We start from the raw sequence: 6,109 nt of genomic DNA on the forward strand, positions 1-6,109 counted from the left end.
AGATGAGCGCGATGATCCACGTCGAGGTCGTGTATGCCTTGCCGCAGCGCCAGGAGCGGGTCGAGCTGCGCCTGCCGGAAGGGGCGACGGTGCGCGATGCGATCGAAGCCTCCGGCCTGCTGGCGAAGTACCCGGACATCGAGCTCGAGCGCAAGAACAAGCTCGGCGTGTATGCAAAGCTGGTGAAGGCCGACACCGTCCTGCACGACCGCGACCGGGTCGAGATCTACCGCCCGCTGATTGCCGACCCGAAGGCCGTACGGAAGAAGCGTGCCGACGAGGGCAAGGTGATGAAGAAGGGGGGCGGTCCGGCCGAAGAGCAGGCCTGAGTTGCAGGCCTGGGGTGCAGGCCTGAGCCCACCGTCATGCCCTACTGGCAGTGCTGGGCGATCTGCCCCTGCAGGCGTGCCACTTCGGCGCTGCGGGCGTCGTCATCGAGGAACTCGCGCTCGCCCTGGGCGTTGAAGCGCGAGATGCGCTGGCCCGATTCGAGGGCCGCGAGCTGGTTGCGCGCCTGCTCGCAGAAGCGCTGGCGCTCGGCTTCGCGCGCTGCGTCCTCCTGGTTCTTGGCCTGGGCTTCGGCCTGCGCGGCGCGGCGCTCGCGGAACTCGCGTTCGCGCTCCGACAGCGTGCGCGGGCGGTTGGGATCGGGCTCGCCCTCGGCCGCCGCGGCCGCGTCGCCGCTGCCCTCGGCGGGCGGCGGGCTGGGTTGCAGCCCGCGCGGGCGCTGGATCACGGTAAATTCGCCGGTAGGCGGCGGCGTGTCGGTGTAGTGCACGCGGCCGTCGCGGTCCTTCCAGCTGTAGATCTGCGCCATTGCCGGGAGCGCGAGGAACAGGGCAAGAACGAGGACGGCGTGGCGCATCATGGAGAATCTCCGGACTGCGCCGCTTACATGGCGCTTTAGCGCTCTGTATAATACGGATTTGGTCGAAAGGAAAATAGCCATGCGAGTGATTCAGAAGGCGCTGACCTTCGATGACGTCCTTCTCGTTCCCGCCCACTCCACGGTTCTTCCGCGCGACGTGAGCCTGCAGAGCCAGGTCACACGCCGCATCCGGCTCAACATTCCGCTGGTTTCGGCGGCGATGGATACCGTCACCGAGAGCCGCCTGGCGATTGCGCTGGCGCAGGAAGGCGGCATCGGTGTGGTGCACAAGAACCTGAGCCCTGCCGAGCAGGCGGCCGAGGTGCACAAGGTCAAGCGTCATGAATCCGGCATCCTCAAGGATCCGATCACCATCCCGCCGACGATGACGGTGGGCGAGGTCATCGCGCTGCAGCGCCAGCACCGCTTCTCCGGCGTGCCGGTGGTACAGGCGGGCAAGGTGGTCGGCATCGTCACCAACCGTGACACGCGCTTCGAAACCAACCACGACCAGCTCGTCAGCGAGATCATGACGCCGCAGGATCGCCTGGTCACCGTGCGCGAGGGCGCGAGCCTGGAGGAGGCGCGCGAGCTGCTGCGCGTGCATCGCCTGGAGCGCGTGCTGGTGATGAACGATGCCGGCGAGCTGTGCGGCCTGATCACCGTGAAGGACATGATGAAGTCCACCGAGCATCCGCTGGCGGCCAAGGACGAGCAGGGCCGCCTGCGCGTGGCGGCTGCGATCGGCGTGGGCGAGGGCACCGAAGAACGTGCCGAGCGGCTGGCCGAGGCCGGCGTCGACATGATCGTGGTCGATACCGCGCATGGTCACTCGCAGGGCGTGCTCGACCGCGTCAGCTGGGTCAAGAAGCGCTTCCCGCACATCGAGGTGGTGGGCGGCAACATCGCCACCGCCGCAGCTGCCCTGGCGCTGGTCGATGCGGGGGCTGACGGCGTCAAGGTCGGCATCGGACCGGGCTCGATCTGCACCACCCGTATCGTGGCCGGCGTCGGCGTGCCGCAGATCACCGCGGTCGACAACGTCGCCAAGGCGCTGGCCGGCACCGGCGTGCCGATGATCGCCGACGGGGGCATCCGCTTCTCGGGCGACATCGCCAAGGCGATCGCCGCCGGTGCCGACTGCGTCATGCTCGGCGGCCTGTTCGCCGGTACCGAGGAGGCGCCGGGCGAGACGGTGCTGTTCCAGGGCCGTTCCTACAAGGCCTACCGTGGCATGGGTTCGCTCGGGGCGATGCAGAAAGGGGCGGCCGACCGCTACTTCCAGGACGAGAACACCGGCAACATCGACAAGCTCGTGCCCGAGGGCATCGAGGGTCGGGTGCCCTACAAGGGCGCGGTGACGGCGGTGATCCATCAGCTGATGGGCGGTCTGCGCTCGTCGATGGGTTATCTCGGTGCGGCGGACATCCCGACCCTGCATGCGCAGGCGGAGTTCGTCGAGATCAGCTCGGCAGGCATGCGCGAGTCCCACGTCCATGACGTGCAGATCACCAAGGAAGCGCCCAACTACCAGATCAGCTGATCGGGTGGTGCCCAATCTCCCAGGCGGCTGCGAGGCCGCCTTTCCTTTTTCAAGACGCTAGAGACGTTCGCGCCCATGGCTCACCAGAAAATCCTCATTCTCGACTTCGGTTCCCAGGTCTCCCAGCTCATCGCCCGTCGCGTGCGCGAGCAGCAGGTGTACTGCGAACTGCATCCTTTCGACGTGTCGGACGAGTTCGTGCGCAACTTCGGCGCGCAGGGCGTGATCCTGTCGGGTGGCCCTAACTCGGTGTACGAGGCCGAGGACTGGCGCGCCCCGCAGGTGGTGTTCGAGCTCGGCGTGCCGGTGCTGGGCATCTGCTACGGCATGCAGACCATGGCCAGCCAGCTCGGGGGCAAGGTCGAGAGCTCGAGCAAGCGCGAGTTCGGCTACGCCGAGATGCGCGCGCGCGGGCATTCCAAGCTGTTCACGGACATCGAGGACCGCCGGAACGACGAGGGCCATGGCCTGCTCGATGTGTGGATGAGCCACGGCGACAAGGTCACCGAGCTGCCGCCCGGGTTCAAGGTCATCGGCAGCAACGAATCCACCCCGATCGCGGCGATGGCCGACGAGGCGCGCGGCTTCTACGGCGTGCAGTTCCACCCCGAGGTCACGCACACGATCAAGGGACGCGAGATGATCGCCCGCTTCGTGCATGACATCTGTGGCTGCGGCCACGACTGGAACATGCCCGACTACATCGCCGAGGCGGTGCAGAAGATCCGCGAGCAGGTCGGCGACGAGGAGGTCATCCTCGGCCTGTCCGGCGGCGTGGACTCCTCGGTGGCGGCGGCGTTGATCCACCGCGCGATCGGCGACCAGCTCACCTGCGTGTTCGTCGACCATGGCCTGCTGCGCCTCAACGAAGGCAAGCTGGTGATGGAGATGTTCGCCGGGCGGCTGCACGCCAAGGTCGTACACGTCGACGCCACCGACCAGTTCATGGGTCACCTCAAGGGTGTCACCGACCCCGAGCAGAAGCGCAAGATCATCGGCCGCGAGTTCGTCGAGGTGTTCCAGGCCGAGGCCAGGAAGCTGCCGAACGCAAAATGGCTGGCGCAGGGCACCATCTACCCTGATGTCATCGAATCCGGCGGCGCCAAGAGCAAGAAGGCGCACACCATCAAGAGCCACCACAACGTCGGCGGCCTGCCCGAGACGCTGGGCCTCAAGCTGCTCGAGCCGCTGCGCGACCTGTTCAAGGACGAGGTGCGCGAGCTCGGCGTGGCGCTCGGCCTGCCGCACGACATGGTCTATCGCCACCCCTTCCCGGGACCGGGGCTGGGTGTGCGCATCCTCGGCGAGGTCAAGCAGGAATACGCCGACCTGCTGCGCCGCGCCGATGCAATCTTCATCGATGAGCTGCGCGCCGCCGACTGGTACGACAAGACCAGCCAGGCTTTCGCGGTGTTCCTGCCGGTGAAGAGCGTGGGCGTGATGGGCGACGGTCGCACCTACGAATACGTGGTGGCGCTGCGCGCAGTGCAGACCCAGGACTTCATGACCGCGCACTGGGCGGAGCTGCCGCACAGCCTGCTCGGCAAGGTCAGCAACCGCATCATCAACGAGGTGCGCGGCATCAACCGGGTGGTGTACGACATCTCCGGCAAACCACCGGCGACGATCGAGTGGGAGTGATTCGGCGTCTGGCACTGGCTGGCACCTAGTGGCACGAATACACACCTAAGCCCGCGTCAATGCGGGCTTTTTTGTGATTTCGTTCGGCACCGCCTGGCAACATTTGGCATCGCCAAGCACCGTTTTCTCATGGCATGATGGATGGCATTGAATGCTTCTATGCCATGAAAAGTCGCCGATACCATGCAACCATCTTGCGGATGTTCATGGTATTGAATTGGCGTAACACAATGATTTTGTTGTTGTTTTACGCCAGGATTGGCCGATTTTCGGATCATGGCATTTGAGCTGAATCAGGGCGAGAACCATGCTGACCGATACCAAGCTGCGCAACCTCAAGCCGAAGGACAGGCCGACACTTCCACAAGCCACCTGTTAGAGAGGTGAATCATGGCAACCCTGAATCCTACCAATGCAACGCAGGCCGTTCATCATGCAGCCGTGCAGCTCGCGGCCCTAGCAGCCTGTCGGACTTGAAGCCGGCGGGCGGCGTACCGGCCGGCGGCTTTTCATGATGTGAAAAATAATCGGCATTTCAGAGCCGATAGGGCCTTCTTTCACGCGAAATCGTGATGCTACTGTCGTTTCCTCTCACTGCAGACGCAATACGGCCATGCGCTTGAAGTTCCACGCGAGGCAGACCAGCGTCCATTCGTTGCGGACGTTGTCGACACCGCGCAGCAGGAACTGGCGGAAACCCATCACGGACTTGATGATGCCGAACACCGGCTCGACCGTCTGTTTGCGCAGCGCGTAGGCGGCGCGACCGGCCTGGGTCTTGAGAGCGTGCTTCATCTGCTCGACGTGGGAGGCAGGCATCTCGAGTGGCGCGGGCTCTTCGAAGCGGCTGCGCCAATCCGGATGATGCGCATCGCGCCCCACGGCGATCAACGGTTCGACCCCGGCGTCGTGGCAGCACTGCACATTGCGTTCGCTGTAAAAGCCGGTGTCGGCCAGCAGCCGCTCGGGTTGATTGAGCCCATCGGGCAGCGCCTGGATGCGCTCGAGCATCGGCGCGACCTGCTCCTTGTCGTTACCCGCGGTGGTGACGTGGGGCGCCACCACCAGCATCGATTCGGTATCGACCACGGCTTGTGCGTTGTAGCACTGCTCGAAACCACCGCCGGCCACCTTCATGATGCGCGAATCTTCATCGCTCAGATTGATCTGATCCTCGGCCCGTGGGCCCGCCTGCGGGGGCTCGGGTGGCTTGCCGCCGGGCCGCTTGCCCGTGCTCGCTTGCTTGGCCTGGCGCTTGGCCATCTTCGCCTCGTACTCGGCGTGCTCGCGCTCGAAACGTTCCCTCGCGCGGGCCTCGATCTTGGCCTTGGCCGCCGCGATGGCTGCCAGCCGGTCTTCTCGCCGCTTGATCTCCGCAGGCAAATCCACGCCCTCGGGCACATTGCCTTGGTCGGCGGCCTCGGCCAGCTCGAGCATCTCGTGCACTTCGGCTTTCAACTGCGCTTCGATCTTCTCGGCGTGCCCGTACGAGAGCGCACTGTGCCGAGAGGCGTTGGCGTGCAGCTTGGTGCCGTCCAGGCTGACCGTGCCAAAGCGCGCGAGCTGGTTCTCGCGTGCCACCTGCAGCACTTGCACGAAGATGTCGGCGAACTGTTCGCCGAACCGGCGCCGGAAACTCGCCAGGGTGTCGTGGTCCGGGTGCTGGTTGCAGGCGATGAACCGAAACGCCAGCGAATCGTAGGTCGCCCGCTCGATCCGGCGGCTTGAATGCGTCCCCGTCGCGTAGCCGTAGATCAGCAGCGACAGCAGCATCGCCGGGTGATACGCATCGCTGCCACGCCCAGCGTACGCGCGCTCCAGCGCCGACAGATCCAGCGCCTCGACCACATCGACCAAATAGCGCGCCAGGTGCGTTTCGGGCAGCCATTCCTGTACCGAGGGCGGCAGCAGATAGTCCGTTTGGCGGTCGATCGGGCGGAAGCGGCTCATGCTCTCAGGATCCGGGGGCGATGCGGTATCTTACAGGGGGTAGTCCGACAGGCTGCTAGCCCGCATTTCTCACAGATAGGAGGCGCATCGCGGCCGGAAATATGAGA

At 65.3% G+C, this 6,109-nt stretch carries 6 protein-coding genes; 4 read left to right on the forward strand and 2 right to left on the reverse strand.

Going from position 1 to position 6,109, the window contains the following annotated elements; all coding sequences use genetic code 11:
• Positions 1-2 precede the first annotated feature (2 nt).
• Positions 3-329: an RnfH family protein gene (locus PLC66_RS12775; RefSeq protein ID WP_324540971.1), complete on the forward strand. Its 327-nt coding sequence runs from the start codon at positions 3-5 to the stop codon at positions 327-329.
• 41 nt (positions 330-370) lie between these two features.
• Here the strand turns inward: PLC66_RS12775 and PLC66_RS12780 are convergent, their stop codons facing one another.
• Entirely contained in the window at positions 371-868 is a 498-nt protein-coding gene (locus PLC66_RS12780; protein WP_324540972.1) for a DUF4124 domain-containing protein, read from the reverse strand.
• Between the two features lie 79 nt (positions 869-947).
• On the opposite strand from PLC66_RS12780, the gene guaB reads away from it, so the two are divergent.
• The 3 genes from guaB (at position 948) to PLC66_RS12795 (ending at position 4,529) form a co-directional block, all read left to right on the forward strand.
• Positions 948-2,411, forward strand: coding sequence for an IMP dehydrogenase (guaB, locus tag PLC66_RS12785; protein WP_324540974.1), 1,464 nt, complete (start codon positions 948-950; stop codon positions 2,409-2,411).
• 75 nt (positions 2,412-2,486) lie between these two features.
• Positions 2,487-4,052 (forward strand): glutamine-hydrolyzing GMP synthase, encoded by a 1,566-nt coding sequence (guaA, locus tag PLC66_RS12790; protein WP_324540976.1) that lies wholly within the window; start codon positions 2,487-2,489, stop codon positions 4,050-4,052.
• A gap of 390 nt (positions 4,053-4,442) precedes the next feature.
• A complete protein-coding gene (locus tag PLC66_RS12795; protein ID WP_503012203.1) occupies positions 4,443-4,529 on the forward strand; it encodes a type I toxin-antitoxin system ptaRNA1 family toxin in 87 nt (28 codons plus the stop codon).
• A 114-nt stretch (positions 4,530-4,643) separates the two neighbouring features.
• Here the strand turns inward: PLC66_RS12795 and PLC66_RS12800 are convergent, their stop codons facing one another.
• Complete coding sequence (locus PLC66_RS12800; protein ID WP_324540979.1) at positions 4,644-6,002, reverse strand: IS1182 family transposase; 1,359 nt, start codon at positions 6,000-6,002, stop codon at positions 4,644-4,646.
• Between the last annotated feature and the right edge of the window lie 107 nt (positions 6,003-6,109).

Origin of the sequence: Thauera sp., assembly GCF_035444905.1 — a bacterium.
Lineage (GTDB): Bacteria > Pseudomonadota > Gammaproteobacteria > Burkholderiales > Rhodocyclaceae > Thauera.